The organism is Enterobacter cloacae complex sp. IR5418, assembly GCF_049238105.1.
Lineage (GTDB): Bacteria > Pseudomonadota > Gammaproteobacteria > Enterobacterales > Enterobacteriaceae > Enterobacter > Enterobacter hormaechei.
This window is the reverse complement of sequence record NZ_JBMKHS010000004.1, coordinates 1-23,618: the sequence shown is the minus strand read 5'-3', so window position 1 is coordinate 23,618 and position 23,618 is coordinate 1. Positions and strand designations below refer to the sequence as shown.

General features: G+C 55.3%; 27 protein-coding genes and 1 pseudogene. 16 read left to right on the top strand and 12 right to left on the bottom strand.

Annotated features, from left to right (window positions below):
* Nucleotides 1–2: 2 nt before the first annotated feature.
* Both arsC and ACOTX7_RS04760 read right to left on the bottom strand, forming a co-directional pair.
* Nucleotides 3–434: a glutaredoxin-dependent arsenate reductase gene (gene arsC / locus ACOTX7_RS04765; protein WP_221257141.1), complete on the bottom strand. Its 432-nt coding sequence runs from the start codon at nt 432–434 to the stop codon at nt 3–5.
* 243 nt (nt 435–677) lie between these two features.
* Nucleotides 678–2,363, bottom strand: a complete 1,686-nt coding sequence (locus ACOTX7_RS04760; RefSeq protein ID WP_001024855.1) for an aspartate:alanine antiporter — start codon at nt 2,361–2,363, stop codon at nt 678–680.
* Between the two features lie 274 nt (nt 2,364–2,637).
* On the opposite strand from ACOTX7_RS04760, the gene ACOTX7_RS04755 reads away from it, so the two are divergent.
* Nucleotides 2,638–3,012, top strand: a complete 375-nt coding sequence (locus ACOTX7_RS04755) for an inner membrane protein YbjM (protein ID WP_221257142.1) — start codon at nt 2,638–2,640, stop codon at nt 3,010–3,012.
* Nucleotides 3,013–3,042: 30 nt separating this feature from the next.
* On the opposite strand, the gene ACOTX7_RS04750 is transcribed toward ACOTX7_RS04755, so the two are convergent.
* Nucleotides 3,043–3,312, bottom strand: coding sequence for a GrxA family glutaredoxin (locus ACOTX7_RS04750; protein ID WP_006809455.1), 270 nt, complete (start codon nt 3,310–3,312; stop codon nt 3,043–3,045).
* Between the two features lie 185 nt (nt 3,313–3,497).
* Between ACOTX7_RS04750 and nfsA the strand changes: the two genes are divergently transcribed.
* The 9 genes from nfsA to rlmC all read left to right on the top strand — a co-directional run bounded on the left by nfsA (nt 3,498) and on the right by rlmC (nt 11,948).
* Nucleotides 3,498–4,220, top strand: a complete 723-nt coding sequence (gene nfsA, locus ACOTX7_RS04745; RefSeq protein WP_214591393.1) for an oxygen-insensitive NADPH nitroreductase — start codon at nt 3,498–3,500, stop codon at nt 4,218–4,220.
* 64 nt (nt 4,221–4,284) lie between these two features.
* Complete coding sequence (gene rimK, locus ACOTX7_RS04740) at nt 4,285–5,187, top strand: 30S ribosomal protein S6--L-glutamate ligase (protein WP_221257143.1); 903 nt, start codon at nt 4,285–4,287, stop codon at nt 5,185–5,187.
* Between the two features lie 63 nt (nt 5,188–5,250).
* On the top strand, nt 5,251–5,727 hold the full coding sequence (locus ACOTX7_RS04735; RefSeq protein ID WP_221257144.1) for a YbjN domain-containing protein: 477 nt from the start codon (nt 5,251–5,253) through the stop codon (nt 5,725–5,727).
* 349 nt (nt 5,728–6,076) lie between these two features.
* Nucleotides 6,077–7,189 carry a spermidine/putrescine ABC transporter substrate-binding protein PotF gene (potF, locus tag ACOTX7_RS04730; protein WP_221813548.1) on the top strand — a complete coding sequence of 371 codons (1,113 nt, stop codon included), beginning with the start codon at nt 6,077–6,079 and terminating at the stop codon, nt 7,187–7,189.
* 103 nt (nt 7,190–7,292) lie between these two features.
* Entirely contained in the window at nt 7,293–8,426 is a 1,134-nt protein-coding gene (potG, locus tag ACOTX7_RS04725) for a putrescine ABC transporter ATP-binding subunit PotG (protein ID WP_221257222.1), read from the top strand.
* A 9-nt stretch (nt 8,427–8,435) separates the two neighbouring features.
* Nucleotides 8,436–9,389, top strand: coding sequence for a putrescine ABC transporter permease PotH (potH, locus tag ACOTX7_RS04720; protein WP_205921172.1), 954 nt, complete (start codon nt 8,436–8,438; stop codon nt 9,387–9,389).
* Nucleotides 9,386–10,231 carry a putrescine ABC transporter permease PotI gene (gene potI / locus ACOTX7_RS04715; RefSeq protein ID WP_006809447.1) on the top strand — a complete coding sequence of 282 codons (846 nt, stop codon included), beginning with the start codon at nt 9,386–9,388 and terminating at the stop codon, nt 10,229–10,231. The genes potH and potI overlap by 4 nt, the downstream gene beginning before the upstream one ends.
* 42 nt (nt 10,232–10,273) lie before the next feature.
* Complete coding sequence (locus tag ACOTX7_RS04710; RefSeq protein ID WP_221257223.1) at nt 10,274–10,771, top strand: YbjO family protein; 498 nt, start codon at nt 10,274–10,276, stop codon at nt 10,769–10,771.
* 40 nt (nt 10,772–10,811) lie between these two features.
* Nucleotides 10,812–11,948, top strand: a complete 1,137-nt coding sequence (gene rlmC / locus ACOTX7_RS04705; protein ID WP_221813547.1) for a 23S rRNA (uracil(747)-C(5))-methyltransferase RlmC — start codon at nt 10,812–10,814, stop codon at nt 11,946–11,948.
* On the opposite strand, the gene ACOTX7_RS04700 is transcribed toward rlmC, so the two are convergent.
* Nucleotides 11,925–12,062, bottom strand: coding sequence for a hypothetical protein (locus ACOTX7_RS04700; RefSeq protein WP_006809444.1), 138 nt, complete (start codon nt 12,060–12,062; stop codon nt 11,925–11,927). The genes rlmC and ACOTX7_RS04700 overlap by 24 nt on opposite strands.
* Here ACOTX7_RS04700 and ACOTX7_RS04695 point away from each other — a divergent pair.
* Nucleotides 12,061–12,768: a response regulator transcription factor gene (locus ACOTX7_RS04695; RefSeq protein ID WP_221257147.1), complete on the top strand. Its 708-nt coding sequence runs from the start codon at nt 12,061–12,063 to the stop codon at nt 12,766–12,768. The genes ACOTX7_RS04700 and ACOTX7_RS04695 overlap by 2 nt on opposite strands.
* A complete protein-coding gene (locus tag ACOTX7_RS04690; protein ID WP_047354334.1) occupies nt 12,752–14,221 on the top strand; it encodes a sensor histidine kinase in 1,470 nt (489 codons plus the stop codon). Before ACOTX7_RS04695 ends, ACOTX7_RS04690 begins: the two co-directional genes overlap by 17 nt.
* A gap of 75 nt (nt 14,222–14,296) precedes the next feature.
* Here the strand turns inward: ACOTX7_RS04690 and artJ are convergent, their stop codons facing one another.
* The 6 genes from artJ to ACOTX7_RS04660 form a co-directional block, all read right to left on the bottom strand.
* Entirely contained in the window at nt 14,297–15,028 is a 732-nt protein-coding gene (artJ, locus tag ACOTX7_RS04685; protein WP_221257148.1) for an arginine ABC transporter substrate-binding protein ArtJ, read from the bottom strand.
* Nucleotides 15,029–15,203: 175 nt separating this feature from the next.
* The gene (gene artM, locus ACOTX7_RS04680; RefSeq protein WP_003858369.1) at nt 15,204–15,872 is read right to left on the bottom strand and encodes an arginine ABC transporter permease ArtM; all 669 of its coding nucleotides are present in this window, start codon (nt 15,870–15,872) and stop codon (nt 15,204–15,206) included.
* Nucleotides 15,872–16,588 carry an arginine ABC transporter permease ArtQ gene (gene artQ, locus ACOTX7_RS04675; RefSeq protein ID WP_047354335.1) on the bottom strand — a complete coding sequence of 239 codons (717 nt, stop codon included), beginning with the start codon at nt 16,586–16,588 and terminating at the stop codon, nt 15,872–15,874. Before artQ ends, artM begins: the two co-directional genes overlap by 1 nt.
* Nucleotides 16,589–16,594: 6 nt before the next feature.
* Nucleotides 16,595–17,326 carry an arginine ABC transporter substrate-binding protein ArtI gene (gene artI, locus ACOTX7_RS04670; protein ID WP_421626054.1) on the bottom strand — a complete coding sequence of 244 codons (732 nt, stop codon included), beginning with the start codon at nt 17,324–17,326 and terminating at the stop codon, nt 16,595–16,597.
* An 18-nt stretch (nt 17,327–17,344) separates the two neighbouring features.
* Nucleotides 17,345–18,073 (bottom strand): arginine ABC transporter ATP-binding protein ArtP, encoded by a 729-nt coding sequence (artP, locus tag ACOTX7_RS04665; protein WP_047637462.1) that lies wholly within the window; start codon nt 18,071–18,073, stop codon nt 17,345–17,347.
* 226 nt (nt 18,074–18,299) lie between these two features.
* A complete protein-coding gene (locus ACOTX7_RS04660; RefSeq protein ID WP_421626053.1) occupies nt 18,300–18,818 on the bottom strand; it encodes a lipoprotein in 519 nt (172 codons plus the stop codon).
* Between the two features lie 97 nt (nt 18,819–18,915).
* Between ACOTX7_RS04660 and ACOTX7_RS04655 the strand changes: the two genes are divergently transcribed.
* The 3 genes from ACOTX7_RS04655 (at nt 18,916) to ACOTX7_RS04645 (ending at nt 20,955) form a co-directional block, all read left to right on the top strand.
* Nucleotides 18,916–19,239, top strand: a complete 324-nt coding sequence (locus tag ACOTX7_RS04655; protein ID WP_006174327.1) for a heavy metal-binding domain-containing protein — start codon at nt 18,916–18,918, stop codon at nt 19,237–19,239.
* Nucleotides 19,236–20,066 carry an N-acetylmuramoyl-L-alanine amidase gene (locus ACOTX7_RS04650; protein WP_221813546.1) on the top strand — a complete coding sequence of 277 codons (831 nt, stop codon included), beginning with the start codon at nt 19,236–19,238 and terminating at the stop codon, nt 20,064–20,066. Before ACOTX7_RS04655 ends, ACOTX7_RS04650 begins: the two co-directional genes overlap by 4 nt.
* A gap of 265 nt (nt 20,067–20,331) precedes the next feature.
* Nucleotides 20,332–20,955 (top strand): helix-turn-helix domain-containing protein, encoded by a 624-nt coding sequence (locus ACOTX7_RS04645; RefSeq protein ID WP_000949155.1) that lies wholly within the window; start codon nt 20,332–20,334, stop codon nt 20,953–20,955.
* Here the strand turns inward: ACOTX7_RS04645 and ACOTX7_RS04640 are convergent.
* The gene (locus ACOTX7_RS04640; protein WP_006809436.1) at nt 20,952–21,599 is read right to left on the bottom strand and encodes a hypothetical protein; all 648 of its coding nucleotides are present in this window, start codon (nt 21,597–21,599) and stop codon (nt 20,952–20,954) included. The two genes, ACOTX7_RS04645 and ACOTX7_RS04640, sit on opposite strands and share 4 nt — an antisense overlap.
* Nucleotides 21,599–23,161 carry a peptidoglycan-binding domain-containing protein gene (locus tag ACOTX7_RS04635; RefSeq protein WP_221813545.1) on the bottom strand — a complete coding sequence of 521 codons (1,563 nt, stop codon included), beginning with the start codon at nt 23,159–23,161 and terminating at the stop codon, nt 21,599–21,601. The genes ACOTX7_RS04640 and ACOTX7_RS04635 overlap by 1 nt, the downstream gene beginning before the upstream one ends.
* 300 nt (nt 23,162–23,461) lie before the next feature.
* On the opposite strand from ACOTX7_RS04635, the pseudogene ACOTX7_RS04630 reads away from it, so the two are divergent.
* Nucleotides 23,462–23,560: pseudogene (locus ACOTX7_RS04630) on the top strand (type II secretion system protein GspC); the annotation flags it as partial.
* Nucleotides 23,561–23,618: the final 58 nt, after the last annotated feature.

Sequence of the window (23,618 nt, the reverse complement as noted above, 5' to 3'; positions counted from 1 at the left end):
GCCTACTGCCGGGAAATTTTTTTCCCGCTGGCGTCAACGACGACTTCACCATCTTCCTTCGTAAATGCCCCTTTTTGCGCGTCTGGAAGGATGTCGAGCACGACCTCAGAAGGGCGGCACAGACGGGTGCCCAGCGGCGTTACCACAATCGGACGGTTAATAAGAATAGGGTATTGCAGCATGAAATCGATAAGCTGGTCGTCGGTGAAAGGTCCCTGTGCAAGACCCAGTTGCTCATAAGGTTCGACGTTTTTACGCAGCAGATCGCACACGCAAATCCCCATGTCTGCAATCAGCGTGGTCAGTTGATCGCGTGACGGCGGTTTTTCCAGATAGAGAACAATCTCTGGTTCCGTACCGCTGTTGCGGATCATCTCCAGCGTATTGCGCGACGTGCCGCAGGCGGGGTTGTGATAAATGGTGATGTGGCTCATATCAGTGACTCATAACGGTGTGAAGGAGAGACGTAGCGTATAGGTTATGGATCGTTGTGTAATGGAGATTTTGAAGATTTCAGACAACAAAAAACCCATCAACCTTGAACCAAAACGGCGGGGTTGATGGGCTCCACAAATTGGGGACATCAAAGAAAAGCAGTGGCACTAGTTATGACTGCACCCTGCGAAAAAAGTTCTGCGCGTAACGAAAATTTTTTGCGTCACACGCAAACTTGAGATTTATCCGAGTCCTGGCCAGATGATGATGATCAACGTACCCGCCAGCGTCAGCAGCACGTTGGCGATCGCGTACGTGCCTGCATAGCCCAGCGCCGGGATATTGCTGCGTGCGGTATCGCTGATGATCTCCATCGCCGGTGCGCAGGTGCGCGCCCCCATCATCGCGCCGAAGAGCAGGGCGCGGTTCATGCGCAGCACGTAGGCGCCGAACAGGAAGCAGATCACCACCGGTACCAGGCTGACGATAAGTCCGGAAACCAACATCTGCCAGCCGACAGCGCCCAGACCGTTGCCAATACCACTCCCGGCGCTTAAGCCGACACCCGCCATAAAGACCATCAGACCGAACTCTTTCACCATGTTCAGCGCCCCCTGAGGGATATAGCCGAACGTGGGATGGTTCGCTCGCAGGAAGCCCAGCATGATCCCCGCGAACAGCAGACCGGCTGCGTTACCGATGCCGAAGCTAAAGTTGCTGAACTGGAAGGTGATCATCCCGATCATCAGGCCGACAATAAAGAAGGCGCAGAAGGCTAACAGGTCCGTCACCTGGCTGTGGATCGAGATAAAGCCGATACGGTCGGCAACGGTTTTAACACGTCGGGCATCGCCGCTGACCTGCAACACGTCGCCTTTATTGAGCACCACGTTATCGTCGATAGGCATTTCAATCTGGCTGCGGATCACGCGGTTAAGGAAACATCCGTGGTCGGTCAGCTTCAGTTGTGCCAGACGGCGGCCCACGGCGTTGTGGTTTTTCACCACAATCTCTTCGGTGACGATGCGCATGTCCAGCAGGTCGCGGTCGAACACCTCTTTCCCGTTGCGGAAGCTCGGATCGAGACGCGCGTGGGCATCCGGGTAGCCGACAAGGGCAATGTCATCGCCCATCTGGAGCACCGCGTCACCGTCCGGGTTCGCCAGAATGCCGTTACGACGGATACGTTCGATATAGCAGCCAGTCTGACGGTAAATCCCCAGCTCGCGCAGGTTTTTCCCGTCGGTCCAGGCAACCAGCTCCGGCCCGACGCGGTATGCGCGGATCACCGGCAGGTACACTTTACGTTTGGAGTCCGTGTCCAGACCGCGCTCGCGGGCGATGGTCTGGGCGCTGGTCTGGAGATCCTGATGCTGGAGTTTTGGCAGATAGCGCGCGCCTACAATCAGGCTCACCAGACCAATCAGATAGGTCAGGGCATAGCCCAGACTCAGGTTATCCAGCGCGGCGGAAAGCTGGGTGCCTGCCATGCCAGAATGACGAAGCGTATCCCCCGCGCCAACAAGCACCGGCGTGGAGGTCATCGAGCCTGCCAGCATACCGGCCGTTAAGCCGATGTCCCAGCCAAACAGTTTGCCCAGCCCTAACGCAATCAGCAGGGCGCTGCCGACCATCACCAGCGCCAGCATCAGGTAATTTTTGCCGTCCCGGAAGAAAATGGAAAAAAAGTTCGGACCGGCTTCCACGCCGACACAAAAAATAAACAGCATGAAACCTAAGTTAAGCGCGTCCGTGTTAATACTGAAATGTTGTTGGCCTAATAACAGGGAGACGACTAAAACGCCAATGGAATTACCAAGTTGAACTGAACCCAGGCGCAATTTACCCAGACAAAGGCCCAGTGCCAGTACCACAAATAATAACAGGATGTAATTCCCATTTAACAAGTCTGCGACGTTTATATTCACGGAGGCTAACTTCTTGTTTACCAGTAAGTTGTTGAATGAAAGGACTATTTGGGCTACTGTTTTCAGAGTCAGGGAATCACTTCTCACATCCCTGTTTCCTGATAAATACCCTAAACACTAGCAGGCGGTTAGTTTAATCGACATAGCTACCGACAGCCACCTATTATCGCACGACTTCTGGGCGTGCTTTGGCAAGGATTGCCGCAATGCTTTATCTGACTGGGCGTCCACCGGACGATTTTTGTATTTGATAGAGATAAGTCAGGAGGATAGTTTGAACTTTAAACGAAACTGGGCTGGCGTAATCAGCTGTTTTTTGCTGTTTACGGTCGTTTGCATGTCGCTTGCTTTTAACGTGAAGGGCGCCTTCAGGGCGTCCGGTCATCCCCAGCTGGGCCTGCTCTTTTTCATCCTGCCGGGGGCAGTGGCCAGTTTTCTCTCGCGCAAAGGCGAGGTGGTGATGCCGCTTATCGGGGCCATGCTTGCGGCTCCCCTCTGCTTACTCCTGATGCGCCTGCTGTTAATCTCGTCGAGAAGCGTCTGGCAGGAAGTGGCGTGGCTGCTGAGCGGCGTTTTCTGGTGCGCGCTGGGGGCGCTCTGTTTCTTATTTACGCGTAGCCTGCTGCAACAGCGGAAGCACCGTAAATAAAAACGCCCTCCGGGTGAGGGCGTCTTCGCATTACTGAGCCGCAAACAGGCCCAGGTGTTCTTTGGCGTAGGCTTCGAAATCAGTGCAGCCGCCGATGTGTTTCTGATCGAGGAAGATCTGCGGCACGGTTTCAACCGGTTTACCCACGGTTTTTTCCAGATCGGCTTTAGTGATGCCTTCCGCGTGGATATCCACGTAACGGAAGTTGAAATCATCACGCTCTTCAGTCAGCTTCTCAGCCAGCTCTTTCGCGCGCACACAGTAAGGGCATCCTGGACGACCAAAAATTACTGCAAACATTTCTCTCTCCTCAAAAAACAAGCCTGACGGCGAATAACGCCTATAGTGCACGATAACCTGCCGTCATGGAAAGAAGGTTTCACCTGTCACTTTGATACAGTCAGGCTATGTTTCGCCAATTACATCATGTGGATCATTGCCTATACTGGCTGCCATACGTTTTACGCAACACAAAGAGAGACAAAATGACGCCAACCATTGACCTGCTTCGTTCCCACCGTTCCATTCGTCATTTCACCGATGAGCCGATTACCCAGGCGCAGCGGGACGCGATCATCGACAGCGCAAGGGGCACCTCCAGCTCCAGCTTTTTACAGTGCAGCTCCATTATCCGCATCACCGATCCGGCGATGCGTGAACAGCTGGTGACGCTGACGGGTGGGCAAAAGCACGTTGCCCAGGCGGCGGAGTTCTGGGTATTTTGCGCCGACTTTAACCGTCACCTGCAAATCTGCCCTGAGGCGGAGCTGGGGATGGCGGAACAACTGCTGCTGGGCGTGGTGGATACGGCGCTGATGGCGCAAAACGCGTTCACCGCGGCGGAGTCGCTGGGGCTTGGCGGCGTTTATATCGGCGGTCTGCGTAACAATATTGAGAGCGTAACTGAACTGCTGAAGCTGCCGAAACACGTGCTGCCGCTGTTTGGCCTGTGCCTCGGCTGGCCGGCGGATAACCCGGATCTGAAGCCGCGTATTCCTGCCGCGATGCTGGTGCATGAAAACCACTACCAGCCGGTCGACCAGGACGTTCTGCATCAATACGATGAAGAGCTGGCCAACTACTATCTGACGCGCGACAGCAACAACCGCCGCGATACCTGGAGCGACCATATTCGTCGCACCATCATTAAGGAGAACCGCCCGTTCATTCTTGAGTACCTGCACAAACAGGGCTGGGCAACGCGTTAGTCCATTCCTCCTGCGCCTCGTGTATGATAGGCAGGCTTTTACCATGTCTTTAGAGAGGTGCAGGGTGAAAATTGCCATATTGTCCCGGGATGGAACGCTCTATTCATGTAAACGCCTGCGAGAAGCGGCGGCGAAACGCGGGCATCAGGTTGAGATCCTCGATCCGATGTCCTGCTATATGAACATCGACCCTGCGGCGTCGTCGATTCATTACAAAGGCCGTAAACTCCCGCATTTTGATGCGGTCATTCCCCGCATTGGCTCCCAGATCACCTATTACGGCACGGCCGCACTGCGTCAGTTTGAAATGCTGGGCAGCTATCCGCTCAACGAGTCGGTGGCGATCTCCCGTGCCCGCGACAAGCTGCGCTCGCTGCAACTGCTGGCGCGTCAGGGGATCGATCTGCCCGTCACCGGAATTGCCCACTCGCCGGACGACACCAGCGATTTGATCGACATGGTGGGCGGTGCGCCGCTGGTCATTAAGCTGGTGGAAGGCACGCAGGGTATCGGGGTGGTGCTGGCGGAGACGCGTCAGGCGGCGGAGAGCGTGATTGACGCCTTTCGCGGTCTGAATGCCCATATTCTGGTGCAGGAGTATATTAAAGAGGCCAAAGGGCGCGACATCCGCTGCTTCGTGGTGGGCGATGAAGTGGTGGCCGCCATCGAACGGCAGGCGAAAGAGGGCGACTTCCGTTCTAACCTGCACCGCGGCGGTATCGCGCGGGTCGCCCTTATCAGCGAACGCGAGCGCGAGATTGCGGTGAAAGCGGCGCAGACGCTGGGCCTGGACGTGGCGGGGGTCGATCTGCTGCGTGCCGAGCGCGGGCCGCTGGTGATGGAGGTCAACGCCTCGCCGGGGCTGGAAGGGGTGGAAAAAAACACTGGGGTTGATATTGCAGGTAAAATGATCGCATGGATTGAGCGCCATGCGACGCCGGGTTTTTGCCTGAAAACGGGCGGTTAAATGGATCCGCGCGCACTTTTTGCGTAATCTGGACAACGTTTTTATTTAAGAGGCTGCACAGCGATGGATTTACAGGTCGTCCCTACACTGGATACGTTACGTCAATGGCTTGATGATGCCGGTATCACTTTCTTCGAATGCGACTCCTGTCAGGCGCTGCATCTGCCTCATATGCAAAATTTCGATGGCATTTTCGATGCCAAAATCGATCTGATTAACGACGTGATCCTGTTCTCCGCGCTGGCTGAAGTGAAGCCTTCAGCGCTGCTGGCGCTGGCGTCTGATTTGTCTGCGATCAACGCCAGTTCTTTGACGGTGAAAGCGTTTCTCGACATACAGGATGATAATCTGCCGAAGCTGGTGGTTTGCCAGTCTTTATTCTCCGGCGCGGGGCTCTCCTTCAAGCAGTTCGCCTGGTTTATGCGCCTGAGCGAAGAGCAAATTTCCATGGTAATGATGGAAGCCAACGCACATCACCTGCTGTATAACGCGGAAGATGATGCCGAGAATAATGATGCATCTCCCAATTTTCTCCACTAAGCCCGTCTGACTTTTGCGCAGTCGCTGCCAGAGCGGCTGCATTACACCGTTTTTTCTGCTGCTTTTAACCTTTCTTTAAAGAATTTTTCACCTCCTCTCAGGCCGTTTCGGCTTATCACGTAGACATAATCTGCATAAAAAATTGATAAAAGGCGTTTTTTCGTCTGGGCTATAGCCGGAGACACGGGCTACAGTTATTCTTGCGGTGCTTAAAAAAGCGAGCGGAACCTGCCGGAAAAGGGCGGTATTTTATTTCGGGCAGAGCGACAAACTATGCATGATTATTGCATATCTTCAGGCTGCACAGTTTTGGTTCGTTTGTTAACGAGCTTTCAGAAGGAATAACAATATGATCGCCTTGAATAAAAAATGGTTATCGGGTCTGGTTGCGGGTGCTCTGATGGCCGTCTCTGCCGGCACGCTCGCTGCGGAACAAAAAACGCTGCATGTCTATAACTGGTCTGACTATATTGCCCCGGACACGGTGGCTAATTTTGAAAAAGAGACCGGTATTAAAGTGGTCTACGACGTATTCGATTCCAACGAAGTGCTGGAAGGCAAACTGATGGCAGGCAGCACCGGCTTTGACCTGGTCGTCCCGTCTGCAAGCTTCCTGGAGCGTCAGCTAACGGCGGGTGTCTTCCAGCCGCTGGACAAGAGCAAGTTATCGAACTGGAAAAATCTGGACCCGGAAGTGCTGAAGCTGGTGGCGAAGCACGATCCGGAGAATAAATATGCGATGCCTTACCTGTGGGCGACCACCGGTATTGGCTATAACGTGGATAAAGTCAAAGCGGCGCTCGGCCCGGACGTCAAGCTGGACAGCTGGGACGTGGTGCTGAAGCCGGAAAACCTCGAGAAGCTGAAAAGCTGCGGCGTCTCTTTCCTTGATGCGCCGGAAGAGATTTTTGCCACCGTGCTTAACTATCTCGGCAAAGATCCGAACAGCAGCAAGGCTGATGACTACACCGGCCCGGCGACCGACCTGCTGCTGAAGCTGCGTCCGAATATTCGCTACTTCCACTCCTCGCAGTACATCAATGACCTGACCAACGGCGACATCTGCGTGGCAATCGGCTGGGCGGGCGACGTCTGGCAGGCGGCTAACCGCGCGAAAGAAGCCAAAAACGGCGTGAACGTTTCCTACTTCATTCCGAAAGAGGGGGCGCTGGCCTTCTTTGATGTGTTCGCGATGCCTGCTGATGCGAAAAACAAAGACGAAGCCTATCAGTTCCTCAACTACCTGATGCGCCCGGAAGTGATTGCCCACATCAGCGACCACGTCTACTACGCCAACGGTAACAAAGCGTCTGTGCCGCTGGTGAGCGAAGAGATTCGCAATAATCCGGCGATCTATCCGCCAGCCGATGTGTTTGCCAAGCTGTTCACCCTGAAAGTACAGGAACCGAAAATTGACCGTGTGCGTACCCGCGCGTGGACGAAGGTGAAGAGCGGTAAATAAGTTACCGTGAGTCGTAGGCCGGGCAAGCGTTAGCGCCCCCGGCAACAGGCGCACCGTTCTGGTGCGCCTGCACCATGATTTGATCTATGCCGGAGAGCACCCCGTGAATGACGCGATCCCCCGCCCGCAGGCGAAAGTCCGTAAAGCGCTGACCCCGCTGCTTGAAATTCGTAACCTCACCAAATCCTTCGATGGCCAGCATGCCGTGGACGATGTCAGCCTGACGATCTATAAAGGTGAAATTTTTGCACTGCTCGGCGCATCCGGCTGCGGTAAATCCACGCTGCTGCGCATGCTCGCCGGGTTTGAACAGCCCACCGCCGGGCAGATCGTGCTGGATGGCGTTGACCTCTCCAGCGTGCCGCCGTACCAGCGGCCCATTAACATGATGTTCCAGTCCTATGCCCTGTTCCCGCACATGACCGTTGAGCAGAACATCGCCTTTGGTCTGAAGCAGGACAAACTGCCGAAAGCCGAAATCACCGCGCGCGTGGCGGAGATGCTGAGCCTGGTGCATATGCAGGAGTTTGCGAAGCGTAAGCCGCATCAGCTTTCCGGCGGCCAGCGTCAGCGTGTCGCGCTGGCAAGAAGTCTGGCGAAGCGTCCGAAATTATTACTGCTCGACGAGCCGATGGGCGCGCTGGATAAAAAGCTGCGCGACCGTATGCAGCTGGAAGTGGTGGATATCCTTGAGCGTGTGGGGGTGACCTGCGTCATGGTGACCCACGACCAGGAAGAGGCGATGACCATGGCCGGGCGCATTGCGATCATGAATCGCGGTAAGTTCGTGCAGATTGGCGAGCCGGAAGAGATTTACGAACACCCGACAACCCGCTACAGCGCGGAGTTCATCGGCTCGGTAAACGTCTTCGAAGGGCTGCTGAAGGAACGCCAGGAAGACGGCCTGGTGATTGAATCGCCGGGGCTGGTACACCCGCTTAAGGTTGACTCGGATAACTCCGTGGTGGACAACGTGCCGGTTTATGTTGCCCTGCGCCCGGAAAAAATCATGCTTTGCGAAGAGCCGCCCGCCGATGACTATAACTTTGCCGTGGGCGAAGTGGTCCACATTGCTTATCTTGGCGATCTGTCGATTTACCATGTGCGCCTGAAAAGCGGGCAGATGCTCAGCGCCCAGTTGCAGAACGAGCACCGGTATCGCAAGGGACAGCCAACCTGGGGCGATGAAGTAAGCCTCTGCTGGGATGCGGACAGTTGCGTAGTCCTGACGGTATAAGGAGCGGTCATGAGCACACTTGAACCTCCAGCCCGCGTCAAAAAACCGGGCGGTTTCGCGCCCTGGCTGGCGCGCATGCAGATGGCGCATGGCCGCAAGCTGGTCATCGCCATGCCCTATATCTGGCTGATCCTGCTGTTTCTGCTGCCGTTCCTGATCGTCTTTAAGATCAGCCTGGCGGAGATGGCGCGGGCAATCCCACCGTATACCGACCTGTGGGAGTGGGCTGACGGCCAGCTGACGCTGACCTTAAACCTCGGTAACTTCCTGCAACTGACCGACGATCCGCTCTATTTCGAAGCCTATTTGCAGTCGTTACAGGTTGCAGCTATTTCAACGATCTGCTGTTTGCTGATGGGCTACCCGCTGGCGTGGGCGGTGGCGCACAGTAAGCCGTCGACGCGAAATATTTTACTGTTGCTGGTCATTCTACCGTCGTGGACGTCGTTCCTGATCCGCGTGTACGCGTGGATGGGGATCCTGAAAAATAACGGCATACTGAATAACTTCCTGCTGTGGCTGGGGGTGATCGACCAGCCGCTGACCATCCTGCACACCAACCTTGCGGTGTATATCGGGATTGTCTATGCCTATCTGCCGTTTATGGTGCTGCCGATCTATACGGCGCTGACGCGGATCGATTACTCGCTGGTGGAAGCCTCGCTGGATCTCGGCGCACGTCCGCTGAAAACCTTTTTTAGCGTCATTGTGCCGCTGACCAAGGGCGGGATCATTGCCGGGTCGATGCTGGTGTTTATCCCGGCGGTCGGGGAGTTTGTGATCCCGGAACTGCTCGGCGGCCCGGACAGCATCATGATTGGCCGCGTGCTGTGGCAGGAGTTCTTCAATAACCGCGACTGGCCGGTGGCCTCGGCGGTGGCGATCGTGATGTTACTGCTGCTGATCGTGCCGATCATGTGGTTCCACAAACACCAGCAGAAACAGATGGGAGACCACGGATGAACAACTTACCGGTAGTACGCTCCCCGTGGCGCATTGCGATCCTCGTTATCGGCTTTACCTTCCTGTATGCGCCGATGCTGATGCTGGTGATCTACTCATTCAACAGCTCTAAGCTGGTGACCGTCTGGGCGGGCTGGTCGACGCGCTGGTACAGCGAGTTGTTCCACGATGATGCGATGATGAGCGCGGTGGGGCTGAGCCTGACCATTGCAGCGCTGGCGGCGACGATGGCCTGCGTACTGGGCACGATCGCCGCGCTGGTGATGGTGCGCTTTGGCCGTTTCCGCGGCGCAAATGGTTTTGCGTTTATGATCACCGCCCCGCTGGTGATGCCGGACGTGATCACCGGCCTGTCGCTGCTGCTGCTGTTTGTTGCGCTGGCGCACGCCATTGGCTGGCCGGCGGATCGCGGGATGCTCACCATCTGGCTGGCGCACGTGACCTTCTGTACCGCGTACGTGGCGGTGGTGATCTCCTCGCGGCTGCGCGAGCTGGATCGCTCTATTGAAGAGGCGGCGATGGATCTCGGCGCAACGCCGCTGAAGGTCTTTTTCATCATCACGCTGCCGATGATTATGCCCGCAGTGATCTCCGGCTGGCTGCTGGCGTTCACGCTCTCGCTCGACGATCTGGTTATTGCCAGCTTTGTGTCGGGGCCGGGCGCGACGACGCTGCCCATGCTGGTCTTCTCCAGCGTGCGGATGGGGGTGAACCCGGAGATCAACGCCCTGGCCTCCATCATTCTTGGCGTGGTCGGAATTGTCGGATTTATCGCCTGGTATTTGATGGCGCGCGCGGAAAAACAGCGAGTGCGCGATATCCAGCGTGCAAGACGCGGCTGAAGGAATTACTATTTCCAGTGATGTGCCGCGTATGACGCGGCACTGTTTTTCAGGGAAGTAAAAACAGTGGGATTCTTACAAAAAACACGTCATTCGCACGCTCGTCCGAACGTCCCTGCGCTGGTGCAGGTGGCGGCGCTCGCCATTATTATGATCCGCTGCCTGGATGTGCTGATGATAATGAACACGCTGGGGCCGCGCGGAATGGGGGAATTTATTCACCGCAGCGCGCAGACCTGGAATCTGACGCTGGTGTTTCTCAGCAGCCTGATGCTGGTGTTTATTGAGATCTACTGCGCGTTCTCGCTGGTGAAAGGGCGTAACTGGGCGCGCTGGGTCTATCTGCTGACGCAGATCACCGCCGCCAGCTATCTGTGGGCCGCCTCGCTGGGCTATGGCTATCCGGAACTGTTCAGCATACCCGGTGAGTCACGACGTGAGATTTTCCATTCACTGGTGATGCAAAAACTGCCGGATATGCTGGTCCTGTTCCTGCTATTTGTACCAGCCTCGAGCCGGCGGTTCTTCCGCCTGCAATAATGTGTATAATCGCAGCCCTCGTGATCCTTAAGGTTTTCATATGCAGTGCGCACTCTATGACGCCGGACGCTGCCGATCCTGTCAGTGGATAGAACAGCCGGTCCCTCAACAACTCACCGCCAAAATGGTCGACCTGCAACAGCTGCTGGCAGCACATGCGGTGGGCGAGTGGTGCGCACCCGTCAGCGGCCCGGAGCAGGGCTTTCGCAATAAAGCCAAAATGGTGGTCAGCGGCAGCGTTGAAAAGCCGCTGCTGGGGATGCTGCACCGCGACGGCACGCCGGAAGATCTCACCGACTGCCCGCTGTATCCCGCCTCGTTTGAGCCGGTGTTTAGCGCGCTGAAACCGTTTATCGCCCGCGCGGGGTTAACGCCCTATAACGTTGCCCGCAGGCGCGGCGAGCTGAAGTACCTTCTGCTGACCGAAAGCCAGATCGACGGCGGAATGATGTTGCGCTTTGTGCTGCGTTCGGAAACCAAGCTGGAGCAACTGCGCGCGGCGCTGCCGGGGTTGCAGGAACAGCTTCCGCAGCTCAAGGTGATTACCGCAAATATTCAGCCGGTGCATATGGCTATCATGGAAGGGGAGCAAGAGATTTTCTTCACTGACCAGCATGCGCTGGCGGAGAACTTCAACGGCGTGCCGCTGTGGATCCGTCCGCAAAGCTTCTTCCAGACTAACCCGACCGTCGCCAGTGCGCTGTACGCCACCGCGCGCGACTGGGTGCGCGCGTTACGTGTCCATCATATGTGGGATCTGTTCTGCGGCGTCGGCGGCTTCGGCCTGCACTGCGCCACGCCAGACATGCAGCTCACCGGCATTGAGATTTCTGCCGAGGCTATCGCCTGCGCGAAGCAGTCCGCCGCGGAGCTGGGGTTAACGAATCTGCACTTCCAGGCGCTGGATTCCACGCAGTTCGCCACCGGGCAGGGCAACGTGCCGGAACTGGTGCTGGTGAATCCGCCGCGCCGGGGCATCGGCCAGGCGCTCTGCGACTACCTGAGCCAGATGGCGCCGGAGTACATCGTCTACTCCAGCTGTAACGCCCAGACCATGGCGAAAGACATCGCCAGCCTGCCGGGCTACCGCATTGAACGCGTTCAGCTGTTCGACATGTTCCCGCATACCGCGCATTATGAAGTGTTGACGTTGTTAACCAAAGCGCAGGCCGGGTAAGGCGTAGCCGCCACCCGGCATAAACCCCGCACAATGTTCAACAAAATGTGAACTCTTCCCCCGCTCGAAATCAGGTAAGCTTAAGCCATGAGAAACAAATAAAGGCTTACCCATGAAGCAGATCCTGCTGGTGGAAGACGACCACGATATCGCGGCGCTCCTGCGCCTCAACTTAGAAGACGAAGGCTACGCCATTACCCACGAGCCGGACGGGGGAAAGGCATTACCGCTTCTGGAAAAACAGCCGTGGGATGCGGTGATCCTCGATCTGATGCTACCGAATGTTGATGGTCTGGAGATTTGTCGCCGTATCCGCCAGATGACCCGCTACCTGCCCATTATCATTATTAGCGCCCGCAGCAGTGAAACTGACCGTATTACCGGTCTGGAGACCGGGGCGGATGATTATCTGGCAAAACCTTTCTCGGTGCAGGAGTTGATTGCCCGCATTAAGGCGCTGTTCCGCCGTCAGCAGGCGATGGGCCAGGCGCAGACGGATGGCATTATTGAGGCGCACGGCCTGACTATCGACCCGCTGGCGCGCACCGTGCGTCTCAATGGTCAACACGTCGATCTCACTCCGCGTGAATTTGAACTGCTTTACTTCTTTGCCCGCCATCCTGGTGAAGTGTTTTCGCGGCTGGCGCTGCTGGAGCAGGTGTGGGGGTATCAGCACGAAGGCTACGAACACACCGTCAACACCCACATTAACCGCCTGCGGATCAAAATTGAGAGAGATGCCGCCGAACCGGAGATCGTGCGTACCGTCTGGGGCAAAGGCTACAAATTCGCGGAGCTGAATCATGATGCGGCGCTTTAGCCTGAGCCAGCGCCTGACGCTGCTGTTTACGGTGTTATTGTTGCTCTGCGCGAGCGTCGCCTGTGCGGTGCAGCTCTACAGCAGCATGCAGTACGGCAACGCGATGGTACAGCGGCTCTCCGGCGGGCTGGCGCAGCAGATTGTGCAGCGGGAAGCGATTCTGGATGCGCAGGGCAGGGTGGATCGCAGTGCCTTAAAACCGCTGTTCGACCGGCTGATGACCTTTAATCCGAGCGTCGAACTGTATGTTGTCTCGCCAGATGGCGATATCCTGGCCGATGCCGCCCCGCCGGGACACATTCAGCGGCAAAAAATTGACCTCGCGCCGATACAGAGTTTCCTGAGCGGGACGGTGATGCCGGTGTTTGGCGACGACCCCCGAAGCCAGAATAAGAAAGTGTTCAGCGCCACCCCGCTGCGGCAGGACGGTGAGCTGAAGGGGTATTTGTATATTATTTTGCAGGGAGAGGAGTCCAACGCGCTGGCGGAGATGGCCTGGCACAAGGCGCTCTGGAGTACGGCGCTGTGGTCGATGCTGCTGGTGGCGCTGTTTGGTCTGCTGGCGGGGCTGCTGCTCTGGTACTGGGTGACGCGCCCGGTTAAACAGCTCACGCTGAACGTGGCCGGGCTGGAGCAGGACAGCATCAGCGCAATTAAGCAGCTGGCGGCCCAGCCGCTCGAGCCTGCCGGTCAGGATGAAGTGGCGATCCTGCGCAACACCTTTATTGAGCTGGCGCGCAAAATCACCTCCCAGTGGGATCGGCTGGCCGACAGCGATCGCCAGCGCCGGGAGTTTATCGCCAATATTTCGCATGACTTACGCACCCCGCTGACCTCACTGCTGGGTTATCTGGAAACCCTGTCGCTGAAATCTGCAACGCTGTCGCCGCAGGAGCACCAGCAGTACCTCGCTACCGCACTGCGTCAGGGGCAGAAGGTGCGCCATCTGTCGCAGCAGCTGTTCGAGCTGGCGCGTCTTGAGCACGGCGGCATCAAACCCCAGCGCGAGCGTTTTGCCATGGCCGAACTGATTTCCGACGTGGCACAGAAGTTTGAACTCACCGCCCGCACGCGGGAGTTAAACCTGCACATTGACGTGCCGGGTCCGCTGCCGCAGGTTTTCGCCGATGTTTCCATGATTGAACGGGTGGTGACGAATCTGCTGGATAACGCGATACGCCATACGCCAGCAGGCGGAGACATCCGTCTGGCGGTGTGGCAGGAGAACGACCGGTTGCAGGTTGAAGTGGCTGACAGTGGAACGGGTGTTGACGGCGCGTTACGGGACGAGCTGTTCCAGCGACCGTCGGCGTTAAATCCGCAGGCCGCGCGGGAGCACCGGGGCGGGTTAGGGCTGTTGATCGTGAAAAGAATGCTGGAGCTGCACGGCGGCGGGATCAGGCTGATGGAGTCCGTGAGCGGGGCGCGGTTCAGGTTCTTTGTGCCGTTGTGAGAAATTGCCGGGTGGCGCTGCGCTTTCCCGGCCTACAGACCACCCCCGCAGGCCAGGCCACCCGACAAAAAGAGATTACTGCGGGAACCACTGCTCGCTGATTTTCTGGTATGTGCCGTCCGCTTTGATCGCTTTCAGCGCGCCGTTCAGTTTTTCCAGCAGGGCCTTGTTATCCGGACGCACGGCAATGCCGAGGCCAGTGCCGAAGTACTGCGGATCGGTCACTTTCTCCGTCGCTGTACCCAGCTGCGGGTTGGTTTTCAGCCACTCATTCACGACCGCGGTGTCGCCAAATACGCCATCGATACGGCCATTTTTCAGGTCGATAATTGCGTTCTGGTAGCTGTCATAGGCCACGGTTTTCACTTCAGGATGTTTGTCCTGGAGATATTTCTGGTGCGTGGTGCCGTTTTCCATGCCGATGCGTTTGCCTTTCAGCTGATCGAAAGAGGTATAAGCGCCTTTCTTCGCAATCACCACCGCCGAGTTGGCGTAGTACGGATCGGTGAACGCGACCTGCTTGCTGCGCTCTGGCGTAATGTCCATGCCGGAGATCACCGCGTCATATTTTTTGAATTTCAGAGACGGGATCAGGCTGTCAAACGCGTGGTTAGTAAAGGTGCAGTCGGCCTGCATCTGTTTGCACAGCGCTTTCGCCAGGTCGATATCAAAACCCACGATCTGGTTGCTGGCATCCAGCGATTCAAACGGCGGATAGGTGGCAGAAACGCCGAAACTGATTTTATCTTCGGCGGATGCGCCAGCGGCGAAGGTTGCGAGTAATGCGGCCAGAACTAACTTTTTCATTGTAATGCTCCCGTCTGTCTTGTCATTATGCGCCGTGTCTGCGGCATGGATGTACAATGCCATTCAATGAATTTATATGCAATAAATATGATTAAATATTATTTAAAGCATAAAAAAATGCGGATAACCCATCAGGTTACCCGCACTGTAAAAACAGATTTATGCATTAGGCTGATTAATTTCTGCGCTCGAACGCCAACGCTTTACGCTCGATCAGGCGCATCATCAGCGTCAGCAGGCCGTTAACCACCAGATAGACCAGACCCGCCGCACCGAACACCATCACGTCGTAGGTGCGTCCATACAGCAGCTGTCCGTGGCCCATCACTTCCATCAGGGTGATGGTGTAGGCCAGCGAGGTGCTTTTGAACACCAGAACGACTTCGTTGGAATAGGAAGAGAGCGCGCGCTTAAAGGCGTAGGGCAGCAGGATCGCCAGCGTGTCTTTCTTGCTCATGCCCAGCGCCCCGCAGGACTGCCACTGGCCTTCCGGGATCGCGCGGATCGCACCGTAAAACAGCTGCGTGGTGTAAGCCGCGCTGTTCAGGGAGAGGGCAATCAGGGCGCAGAGCCATGGCTCAGAGAGCAGGTGCCAGATAACCGGATATTCCTGTAGCGACGGGAACTGCCCCGGGCCGTAGTAAATCAGGAAGATCTGCACCAGCAGTGGCGTACCGGTAAAGAGCGTAATGTAGCCACGTACAATCCACACCAGTACCGGCGTTTTCAGCGTCAGGACGATGGTGAAGATCAGCGCCAGGATCAGCGCCACGATGATAGACGCGACGGTCAGCGTCAGGCTGGTGTGCAGCCCTTTCATCAGTTCGGGTAAATAATCCAGCATCAGCCTGGTCTCCGTTCAAAACGCGTTGCGCGCAGATCAATACGCTTCAGAACGTACTGGCTCAGCAACGTGATCACCAGGTAGATAGCCGCCGCGACGATGTACCAGGTAAAAGGCTCCTGCGTACGGGTGGCGATACTTTTGGTTTGCAGCATTAAATCGTTCACGCTGATCAGGCTCACCAGCGCGGTATCTTTCAACAGTACCAGCCACTGATTACCCAGCCCTGGCAGGGCATGACGCCACATCTGCGGCATGACCAGCCGGAAGAAGATCGCCGCTTTCGACAAGCCCAACGCCTGGCCGGATTCCCACTGACCCTGCGGCACCGCTTTCAGAGCGCCGCGCAGCGTTTGTGACGCATAGGCCGAATAGAGCAGGGAGAGCGCAATCACGCCGCACAGGAACGGGCTGACGTCGAAGTTCTCGATCTGCATCTGCACCGGGATCTGCACAAAGCCGAGATTAAGGGTGAAGCCGTCCGACAGCGTTAACAGCAGCTGTGAGGAACCGAAATAGATAAACAGGACCACCAGAATTTCCGGCAGCCCACGCAGCACAGTCACCAGCGCTGAACCGAGCCATGCGACAGGGCGCCACTTAACGGACTCCCACACCGCAAAGAACATCGCCAGTACCAGGCCGATAATCAGTGCACAAACGGCAAGGCCGACGGTCATCCCGGCGGCGCTTGCTAAAGGAAAAATTTCATTCATCAGGAATTACTTCTGGAACCATTTTTTGTAGATGGTTTCGTAGGTGCCGTCTTTCTTCACTTTTTCCAGCGCAGCGTTGAATTTCTGCTGCAACTCGGTGTTGCCCTGACGCACGGCAATACCCAGACCTGTACCGAAGTAGTCTTTATCGGTCACCTTGTCACCCACGGCGGCCAGCTTGTCGTTCGCTTTCAGCCATTCAGTCACGACAGCCGTGTCCCCGAACACCGCATCGATACGACCGTTTTGCAGGTCCAGCTTCGCATTCTGGTAGCTGTCATACGGCACAGTAGTGATTTCCGGATGCTTATCCATAATGAATTTCTGGTGCGTGGTGCCGTTCTGCACGCCGACTTTCTTGCCTTTCAGCAGGTCAACGGAGGCATATTTACCTTTCTGACCAATGAACAGCGCCGAGTTGTCATAGTAAGGGGTGGTGAACAGAACCTGCTTCTCACGCTCCGGAGTGATGTCCATCCCGGCGATCACGGCATCGATACGGCGGAACTTCAGGCTTGGGATCAGGCTGTCGAACGCCTGGTTGCTGAAGGTACAGGTCGCGTCGATCTCTTTACACAGGGCATTTGCCAGGTCCACGTCGAAGCCAACAATCTTGTTGTTCGCATCAATGGATTCAAACGGAGGGTAAGACGCTTCAGTGGCGAAACGGATGGTCTGGGCTGCGGTAGCGGAAAGGCTGACGCTAGCAAGCAGCGCGGCAATCAATACTTTTTTCATTATAATTTCCCTAACACATCAGTGAGATAAGTAGTTTTTGAAGGCATCGGTTTGCGGGTTGGTGAAGCAGCTCGCATCACCCTGCTCAACGATATACCCGTTTTCCATGTAAACCACGTGGCTGGCGGTTTTGCGCGCCACTTCCACTTCGTGGGTCACGATGACCTGGGTAATGTTGGTTTCCGCCAGCTCACGAATGATACTCACGATCTGGGCAGTAATTTCCGGGTCCAGCGCCGCGGTTGGCTCATCAAACAGCAGCACCGCTGGCTCCATCATCAGCGCACGGGCGATGGCCACACGCTGTTGCTGACCGCCAGAGAGATGTAAAGGATAACGATCGCTGTACGGCTTCAGACGCAGACGTTCCAGCAGCTTTTCCGCTCGCGCCATTGCCTGGTCTTTGCTTAAACCGAGCACGCGGCACGGCGCTTCAATCAGGTTTTGCACCACCGTCAGATGCGGCCAGAGATTATATTGCTGAAAGACCATGCCCACGTTTTGACGCAGTTCACGAATCGCTTTATCAGACGGGGTTTTCGCGAAGTCAAAATGGTTACCGGCGATGGCCAGCGTCCCCGAACGGGGCATTTCAAGCAGATTAAGAACACGCAGAAGGGAGCTTTTTCCCGCGCCACTTGGGCCGAGCAAAACCAGCGTTTCGCCCTCCGGGCAACTCAGCGTAATGTCGAACAGCGCCTGGTGTGCGCCGTAGAAGCAGTTAATGCCGTTTAGTTTAATACTCATCGGGGCAGTCTTTACTCATCCAGGCAATCTATAGCAATTGAGGCCGCAGATAGTACCGTTGACAGAATAGTTATGCAATATTTCTGCGTTAAAAGTTAAATATAACCCGTGTTTCCTCTTAAACATAGCACAAAATAGTGAAGAGGAAGGGGGGCGAGTATAAATGTCGGCATTCCGCATGAAATGCCGGACATTTTACGGGGTTAACGTTTATTTAACGGATGCCTTAGCGGTTCTCAATCGACTGGCGAAGGGTGCCAGCCGGGGCATGAACGCTGCCACCGAGGTAGCGCACATCGTCGACTGCCCAGCACTGGCCTTCACGAATCATCAGCACCTCATCCTGCCAGGTTTGCGTCCCCTGGGTCACCTTCACGCGCAGGGGAATATTGCGTGCGTCGGTATTCGGAATGGTGGACGCGCTGGCGACCTCAGCGCTGTCCGGCAGCGTGGCGCGGCTGGAGAACGGATCGGATGACAGCAGCGCGTTATGCTGCGGATCGCGGGTGGCATCGCTCAGCAGTTTCGCCAGATTATCGCTCAGGTACGGGCGCAGGGCAGTTATGTCATTCCCGCGATGCTGAATACGGTAATCATAAAATTGTTGCGCCACGGCGTCCGGGCCGCCCTCGATACAAGGGCCGCTGCGGGTTCCGATATCCTTAAAGGCTGGCGTGACCGGCGTTGTGCAGGCGCTGAGCACCAGCGCGCATGGCACTAAAAGCGTTAAAGCAGAGTAGCGCATGTTGATTTCCTTATTTATTAACTATCCTTTCAATCATAGCGTAACGAACCGATAATGCTGTTGCTAACGCATTGAACGCTAAAGAAGGAGAGAAAGTATGCAGTTTTCAACAACGCCAACCCTGGAAGGACAACCGATTACCGAGTATTGCGGCGTGGTGACCGGCGAAGCGATTCTGGGCGCCAATATCTTCCGCGACTTCTTTGCCGGTATTCGGGACATCGTCGGCGGACGTTCCGGCGCGTACGAAAAAGAGCTGCGTAAGGCCCGCGAAATTGCGTTTAAAGAGCTGGGCGAGCAGGCCAAAGCACTGGGTGCGGATGCGGTGGTGGGCATAGATATTGACTACGAAACGGTCGGGAAAGATGCCAGCATGCTGATGGTGAGCGTAAGCGGCACGGCGGTGAAAACCCGTCGATGAAGCGTTCGCTCTCAACCCTCCTGCTGGCATTGCTGCTGGCAGGATGTGCCCAGGAAAAAGGCATTGTTGATAAAGGCGCGTACGAACTGGATACGCGCCATCAGGCGCAGGCGGCCTACCCGCGTATAAAGGTGCTGGTGATCCACTACACCGCAGATGATTTTGACACGTCGCTTGCGACGTTAACCGATAAAAACGTCAGTTCACATTATCTTATCCCCGCCAATCCCCCCGCACCGGACGGCAAACCCCGTATCTGGCAACTGGTGCCGGAGAGCGAACTGGCCTGGCATGCAGGCATCAGCTTCTGGCGTGGCACTAACCGTATAAATGATACGTCCGTTGGCATTGAGCTGGAAAATCGCGGCTGGCGGAAAACGCATGGCGTAAAAACCTTCGCCCCCTTTGAACCAACGCAAATTGCGGCGCTGATCCCACTCGCCAGAGACATCATCGCCCGTTACGACATCAAGCCGCAGAACGTGGTGGCGCATTCGGATATTGCCCCGCAGCGTAAAGACGATCCTGGCCCGTTGTTCCCGTGGCATGAACTGGCGCAACAGGGCATAGGCGCATGGCCCGATCCGGCACGCGTAAACTTCTTTATCAACGGACGACCACGTTATCAGCAGGTCGATACGGCTGTCCTGCTCGATTTGCTGTCGCGCTACGGCTACGAAGTCCCCGAGGACGCTACGCCAGTACAGCAGCAACGCATCATTATGGTCTTCCAGATGCATTTTCGTCCGCAATTATGGAACGGCATAGCAGATGTGGAAACGATGGCCATTGCCGAAGCACTTTTAGAGAAATACGGGCAAGGTTGAGCCATTTATATACCTCATAGAGAGTATTTTTGTCTGATTTTCTATGAGATTAATCTTAAGTACAAAATCAATTAACTTTTAGTAAATTGACTTAAAATTATCCGGATTTAAGATAGACACATAGCTTGCTAAGTATTCTGGCAAATAAATTAAAAGCTTTACTTTTTTTGCTTGTTTTTAAATTTCCACCAGGAAGGGCTTTATGGTTCGGCGCCCATGCCGTGGCCATGTTTTTTTATAATCATATCTTAAATCGGGTATAACAATGTTAAGCATCTATGCAAAAAAATTACGTCCGCATCATGAAATGGAAAAAATCATTTCAGCAACTTCAGTCTTTGAAGAAAAAACATTAAAGAAATGGCAAAAAATCTCCACTGCTGATACCGGGTATATTCATATTATCGTCAGCGGCGAAGTGGAATTTCGACGTGAATCTGACGAACTGTGCATGTTTACCGTGACCGGACATTGCATCTTTGGCCTCTCATCTATGTATTACAACGCCACCCACATGTACGGCCTTGTAAGGGCGAATACTATTGTTCGCTCAGTCAGGAAGGAGGACTTCGCCCAGCTGATGACCGAAAAAAACTTATGGCCAGAACTGACCAAAGTCCTGTCCTGGTATATTTGCATGCTGAGCAAGCGTGATGATGTTCTGGTTGCCCGCAGTGCTTATTCCGTTGTTCGCGAATTTTTGTACGAGATTAATGATCTGATTGTTCATCAGCAACGTGATATTAACGTTTACGATTACATTCAGGAATACACTAACCTGGCGCGTAGTACCATTATCAAAATTCTCTCCGACCTTAAAAAAGGTCAATATATTGTGGTCGAAAAAGGGCGACTGCTTAACCTCACCACGCTTCCTGAAAAATACTAATCCTGCTCCAGCCGTTCTTCTTTAATACTTAAGGGAGAACGGCTATGTCCATAATTTTTTAAGCTGGCCTGAGAATTATCCTGCGTTTCGTCAACCGGCGGCGCGGGAATTTTGCCTTGCGAATAATCTCGTTCCTGTTCTTTTAACGCCTGCTTAAATAATTCCGTTAATGACGCGTTATCACGGTCATTATGGTCAGCGCTGGCGGAAGGCATATCCTGCTCGTGCGCCTCGGTTCCCGGTAAGGTATCCCGCGAGGTGTCGTGCGGCACTGCACCGTCGGGCGCCTGCTGCCAGTCGGCATCATCGCTGTTAATAGGCAGATCCTGCATCGGTGGAACATCAACATGCATCGGCGCGGGGGCGGGATGTGGATGCGGGAACGGTTTACTCACGTACACGTAATGCATATCGGAAAGCTGCGTTTCCGGTTTCGCAACGCTGGCTTTTACCGGTTCAGGGGCCGGATGGCGCAGGTTCCAGTAGATATGCGCATACAGGCCGGCAACCAGCATGGCGCAAAGCCCAACCATCCATAACAGGCTGTTGCCGAACACGGTTTTCAGGCTGGGAAGGCGGTACGAAAACCAGACCGCTTCCCCGGTGGTGTAGCTGCGCTGGGCCGCAAGACAGATGGTTGACATTAGGCTTTCTTCTCCTGCGTTTTCGCGTCCGTTTTCGTCTGGCTGGCCTGGATCAGTACGCTTGGCGTACTGTTGGTGACGCGCATTAACTGCATCAGCGTATCTTCTCCAGGGATGCCATCCACGGGCAGATTTATTTTTTGCTGGAACTCGCGGGTGCGTTTCATCATCTCTGCGGTCCAGATCCGGGCATGGGTTTCGGGCTGGCTCAGCGCCAGGCTTAATTGCCGATCCAGCCAGGCCATGTCTTTACTGTCGCTGGCCGCGCCGATCGCGTCCTTACCTTCCGGCGTCAGACGGTGCAACTGGGTGAAGTTGCCGGTCGCATGGCGGTTAAACCAGCTGCGGCTCACCTGCCAGGTGCGGTTATTCATCAACAGGTCAATCGAGGTGTCGCCAACGCGGGCGACCACCGCATAGTTAAGATGCCCGCCCGTTTTGAGTTCACTTACCCACGGATAACCCTCTTTCGCCAGCGTATCCGGCGATGTGTTCCCCTGTTTACACATCAGGTTCACCTTCGCGGCGTTCTCACAAAGCGCATCTTCCGCCGAGGCGTCATACCCCCACATCAGATAAAGCTGGTGCATCGCATCCGGCTGATTAACCATTTCGTTGTCGATAACCGGCACCACGGGCGCGTCGGCTTTTGGCGCCTGCTGTTTCCAGCTGACCGGCACCGGCAGTTGGATCGGAAGACGCGCGCTGATGGACGAGGTCAAATACCAGCCGCAGGCGGCAAACAGCACGGACGCAAACAGCCCCACGGTTGCCAGGCGCTTACCGTGTTTTTTGGCGGGCTGGATCTCTCCCGCCGCCAGAAGTAAATGTCGTGGGCTGACCTGCGCCGCGCGTTCTGTCCAGGCGGCGAGCATTGACAGGTGCGCCAGCGCGTTCAGTTTGCTGATGTTGCCCTTGGTCAGCGTGTGCATTTTGCGCACGCGGGCTGGCGTTAACGGTGAATTTTCACAGCCGTGCTCTTCGCACTGGGCCTGAACATAGCTCAGGTATTCGCGGCAGGTCAGGGGGCGCAGGAGATGATGCGTGTGCGTATATTCGCGCAGTTCAGGTTGCCCGAGCAGGATTGCCTGATCCGCCGTGCCCGTGAGGACCACGGAGAGCCGGAAGTTCAGCTCCTGGGCGCGCGTGAGCAGCGTGCCCAATACTTCACGGCAGCTCTCTTTCATGGCTTCGGCATGGGCAATCGTCAGCACTCTGGATTTCGCTTTCCCCTCCTGCCACTGGCGCACGACGGCATCCACCGCCTGCATGCGATCTTTAATCGCTTTCGTTCCCGGGTTGAGTTTGTACAGCAGGCTACTGGCACTCAGTTTGGGAAACGCGTTGATGGCAAGAACGGTGTTGTTGCTGGCTTTCAGCGCGTCAATGAACTGGCTCAGAAGCGGCGCGTCGTCGCAAAACAGCCCGATAATTCCCGCCAGTTGGGTTTTCTCTTTCAGCAGGTTGAACACGTCCTGATGATAAGGCACCAGAAAATCACCGGATAAACGGGTGATTGTCCTGAATGGCGGATTTTTAAAATTAAAGTGGCTCTGATACATAACGACTTACCGTCTCTGATTAGGAATAGCAACAGCACCAGAAAGTACGGTAATGCCCTGGGGTGGTCAATTTGCAAACAGGGTAAAAATATCCACCAGGCCATGCCTAACATCTGGATTTTATACGGTCAATATTTTTCTTTATGAAAGTTAGTGGCGAAGTCGGTGGTCGCTTTTGCAACAGCTTATTACTATTTTCCTCCATATTGGCGCAGTATGACGCTGCTTATTTTTGCTTTGCTACAGGCCGGATAAAAAATGAGGTTCTCATTTCTGTCACGGTGGATAACGCCTTGTTTTATGTTTGTGCTGCTTATCTTTTGCGGCCAGCAGGGGTATCTCACCTTTAAAGATTATAAAAAAGTTACGAATAAGCTGGCTGATTCTGATGAACAGCCGGGCTTTGTTGAATAAATCAGATTTCGGGTAAGTCTCCCCCGTAGCGGGTTGTGTTTTC

Bases quoted from the DNA above. Each gene is read 5' to 3' on its own strand.
- arsC (WP_221257141.1), bottom strand. From the start codon at position 434: ATGAGCCACATCACCATTTATCACAACCCCGCCTGCGGCACGTCGCGC.
- ACOTX7_RS04750 (WP_006809455.1), bottom strand. From the start codon at position 3,312: ATGTTTGCAGTAATTTTTGGTCGTCCAGGATGCCCTTACTGTGTGCGC.
- nfsA (WP_214591393.1), top strand. From the start codon at position 3,498: ATGACGCCAACCATTGACCTGCTTCGTTCCCACCGTTCCATTCGTCAT.
- ACOTX7_RS04735 (WP_221257144.1), top strand. From the start codon at position 5,251: ATGGATTTACAGGTCGTCCCTACACTGGATACGTTACGTCAATGGCTT.
- potF (WP_221813548.1), top strand. From the start codon at position 6,077: ATGATCGCCTTGAATAAAAAATGGTTATCGGGTCTGGTTGCGGGTGCT.
- potH (WP_205921172.1), top strand. From the start codon at position 8,436: ATGAGCACACTTGAACCTCCAGCCCGCGTCAAAAAACCGGGCGGTTTC.
- potI (WP_006809447.1), top strand. From the start codon at position 9,386: ATGAACAACTTACCGGTAGTACGCTCCCCGTGGCGCATTGCGATCCTC.
- rlmC (WP_221813547.1), top strand. From the start codon at position 10,812: ATGCAGTGCGCACTCTATGACGCCGGACGCTGCCGATCCTGTCAGTGG.
- ACOTX7_RS04695 (WP_221257147.1), top strand. From the start codon at position 12,061: ATGAAGCAGATCCTGCTGGTGGAAGACGACCACGATATCGCGGCGCTC.
- ACOTX7_RS04700 (WP_006809444.1), bottom strand. From the start codon at position 12,062: ATGGGTAAGCCTTTATTTGTTTCTCATGGCTTAAGCTTACCTGATTTC.
- ACOTX7_RS04690 (WP_047354334.1), top strand. From the start codon at position 12,752: ATGATGCGGCGCTTTAGCCTGAGCCAGCGCCTGACGCTGCTGTTTACG.
- artJ (WP_221257148.1), bottom strand. From the start codon at position 15,028: ATGAAAAAGTTAGTTCTGGCCGCATTACTCGCAACCTTCGCCGCTGGC.
- artM (WP_003858369.1), bottom strand. From the start codon at position 15,872: ATGCTGGATTATTTACCCGAACTGATGAAAGGGCTGCACACCAGCCTG.
- artQ (WP_047354335.1), bottom strand. From the start codon at position 16,588: ATGAATGAAATTTTTCCTTTAGCAAGCGCCGCCGGGATGACCGTCGGC.
- artI (WP_421626054.1), bottom strand. From the start codon at position 17,326: ATGAAAAAAGTATTGATTGCCGCGCTGCTTGCTAGCGTCAGCCTTTCC.
- artP (WP_047637462.1), bottom strand. From the start codon at position 18,073: ATGAGTATTAAACTAAACGGCATTAACTGCTTCTACGGCGCACACCAG.
- ACOTX7_RS04660 (WP_421626053.1), bottom strand. From the start codon at position 18,818: ATGCGCTACTCTGCTTTAACGCTTTTAGTGCCATGCGCGCTGGTGCTC.
- ACOTX7_RS04655 (WP_006174327.1), top strand. From the start codon at position 18,916: ATGCAGTTTTCAACAACGCCAACCCTGGAAGGACAACCGATTACCGAG.
- ACOTX7_RS04650 (WP_221813546.1), top strand. From the start codon at position 19,236: ATGAAGCGTTCGCTCTCAACCCTCCTGCTGGCATTGCTGCTGGCAGGA.
- ACOTX7_RS04645 (WP_000949155.1), top strand. From the start codon at position 20,332: ATGTTAAGCATCTATGCAAAAAAATTACGTCCGCATCATGAAATGGAA.
- ACOTX7_RS04640 (WP_006809436.1), bottom strand. From the start codon at position 21,599: ATGTCAACCATCTGTCTTGCGGCCCAGCGCAGCTACACCACCGGGGAA.
- ACOTX7_RS04635 (WP_221813545.1), bottom strand. From the start codon at position 23,161: ATGTATCAGAGCCACTTTAATTTTAAAAATCCGCCATTCAGGACAATC.